The following is a 2,606-nucleotide window of genomic DNA, read 5'->3' as shown; positions in this document are numbered from 1 at the left end:
TCTCGCCGCTCTGTGAAATTTATACCTTTGCTCCGCGTTTACTATCCTGCGCACTACTTGACCTTTTATCAGGGCATATCTGCCAATTCTTTTATCATACTCTCAACACTTTTGTCTATATCAGTTTTCGTAGTGCCGCAGTTGTCAAATTCTAAATAGCTAATATTTTGTTTAAGATCTGCTTTATGGTTCTCATACCAACTTAATTCTTTATCTATTTGTTCCATAAATTTTTCGTTATCAAAAAGATAGATGTAGGTAAAAGCCAATTTATTTCTATTTAGAATTATGCCATCTCCATTATATAGATAATACTCATGCTCGCCTACCAATTGAATTATCGGAGTAGTAAATCCTGCACTATTTTTATCTAAATTTACGCTTATAGACTCCTGCGTCAAAACAATAGGCTTTAAATTGAGTAATTCAGAATAGATATATCTTGATTTATTATAAGAGACATTTCTATCTCGGTTTATTTCCAATACTTTATCATACGTTATTTTATTGCCATACCCATAAGCAGCGTAATAATTCAGCATTTTATTATAGATATCTCTGCATTCATCGATATTCTTGGATTTTTTACAATCATTGCTCCTTACAGTATAAAGAATTATTTTGCCTTTTTCTAGAAAATCCAAAATCGCTCTTTTATACAGCTCCTCTTTGGGTAAAATTCTATCCTCTTTGAGGCAGTATCCTTGCTTGTATTTGTCGTAGTCGGAAAGGGAAACTATCGCAAAGCCTCGCGAAGTGGAAAAATCTGGCACGATGCGGATAAATGCGGCGCCAAGTATCGCCGCCAGAAGTATCACCGCGGCTAGGATTTTAAATTTAAGTTTGAGAAATTTCATCACGATCCTTTAAGTGCCGCCAATGAAGCAAACGCACGCCCCACCGCCGCGCGAAATTACGCCCGCTACTTCACGCCTTTTAAATTTGAGCCGAATTTACGCAAACCGAACCAGATCCGCCAAAATGCCGAATTTTACTCAAATTTAGAGCAAATTTTACTTCTTTATCTTCGAGTATATCCCGCCCAAAATGTCGTTTTGATAGATAAAAAGCGTGCGTTTTAGCCATGCGGCGTCCTTTTTAGCGGCGATGCGCTTGATGGCGGACAAATCACCGTCAGGCCTGTTTATACCTCGCTGCGTTGTGAAAAACGCCTCGTATCCCGCCTGCCTAGCTAGACGGATCAAATTTTCGTCGTATTTGCCGCGCGGCCAGCACAAAATTTTATCCTCGACGCCAAAATTTGCGCGCATAAACTCGCGGCACCGAGCGAAATTTTCCTCAGGCGGGAGCGCGCCGAAATACTCGTCAAAATGCGTATGCGTATGCGAGTGAAAGTCAAAAACGTCCCGCATCGCCGCTATCTCGTCAAGGTTCAAAAACACGTCCTGCGCGCGCTGGGGGGCTGCTTTTTTGTATTCTTGGTGCGTTAGCTCTACAAACTCGCCTCGTCGCTCGCTCGCGCGCTCGATCCACTGCGTCACTAAAAATATCGTCGCCCGCAGCCCAAACTCGCGCAAGACCTGGTAGGCGTAGACGTAGTTGTCCTTCCAGCCGTCGTCAAAGGTGATGAGGACGCTTTTTTTAGGCACGGCTAGCTCGCCCTTTTTATAGGCGACAAATTCGCTCATCGTGAGCGTTTTGTAGCCCACCTCAGCTAAAAACCGCATCTGCGAGGCAAAATCCTCTACGCTAGAGGCGATAAATCCGCCCTTTTTTAAAACATGATGATACATCAAAACGCTAACGCTCAACGCCGCCTCCTTTAGCTCCAGCTTGCGAATTTGCCGCCAGCAAGACGAAAAATCCGAGCATATAAAACATATAAAGTATGCGTAAATTTATCGCTTCAAACAGCCCGCGCACGCCGAAATAACACGCTAGCGAGATAAAAATCGCCGCAAAAAGCAGCTCGTGTGAGCGTAAAAAATACCTAAACGAATATGCTAAAAGCGATATAAAACCGCCAAGCAGCAGCGCCGTACCGACCGCGCCGTAGTAGTAGTAATGCCCGATAAAAAACGGCTCGTCGTTAAACCAGTACCGCTCGCCGTTTGGCCTCGTCTGCATCATCGAGATCTGCGCGCCTTTGTCTGCCTCGCCCCGCAAAAAGGCGTCATACTGCTCCTTGCCGTATCCAAGCCCAGTTATCGCGCGCGGACTCGCAAAAAGTAGCGGCAAGCGTTCCTTTAAGATTAGGTCGCGCCCCGAGCTAAAACTAAGTCCCGCAAGGCGCTTCCTCATACTCTCATTTTCGAGATTTGCCTCGCTCACTATCCCGATCTGCAAAAATTTATACATCGCAGTAGGTGAGCTCAAAACCGCCGCCGACGCACCTGCTACGCAAACGGCAAAAATAACGGCAAAAAGTTTAAATTTACGCTTCGCCTCGCCGCCTAAGATATACAAGCAAAAACCAAACATAATAAAACAAGCCAGCATCGCTCCCCAGCTGCCCCTAACGCCGCTCAAAATATCAAGCCCGACGGCCGCCAAACAAAGCGCGCCGCACGCACCCCGCGCCCATCCCCGCCTAAAAATAAAAACTCCCGCCAGCGCAAAAGGCAAAAACCTATCCACGTAGTCCG

At 45.5% G+C, this 2,606-nt stretch carries 2 protein-coding genes and 1 pseudogene; all 3 read right to left on the bottom strand.

Translation table 11 applies throughout. From position 1 onward, the window contains the following. Positions 1-68: 68 nt before the first annotated feature. Complete coding sequence (locus Q0338_RS05025; protein ID WP_298085802.1) at positions 69-857, bottom strand: hypothetical protein; 789 nt, start codon at positions 855-857, stop codon at positions 69-71. 156 nt (positions 858-1,013) lie between these two features. Continuing rightward, complete coding sequence (locus Q0338_RS05020) at positions 1,014-1,772, bottom strand: polysaccharide deacetylase family protein (RefSeq protein ID WP_298085801.1); 759 nt, start codon at positions 1,770-1,772, stop codon at positions 1,014-1,016. Then, positions 1,762-2,606, bottom strand: a pseudogene (locus tag Q0338_RS05015) (hypothetical protein); the annotation flags it as partial. The pseudogene Q0338_RS05015 and the gene Q0338_RS05020, both read right to left, overlap by 11 nt.

Origin of the sequence: uncultured Campylobacter sp., from assembly GCF_938018145.1 — a bacterium.
Classification (GTDB): domain Bacteria; phylum Campylobacterota; class Campylobacteria; order Campylobacterales; family Campylobacteraceae; genus Campylobacter_A.
This window is presented reverse-complemented; position numbering and strand designations above follow the sequence as displayed.

Coding starts and splice junctions, on each gene's coding strand:
- Q0338_RS05025 (WP_298085802.1), bottom strand. CDS start 857: ATGAAATTTCTCAAACTTAAATTTAAAATCCTAGCCGCGGTGATACTT.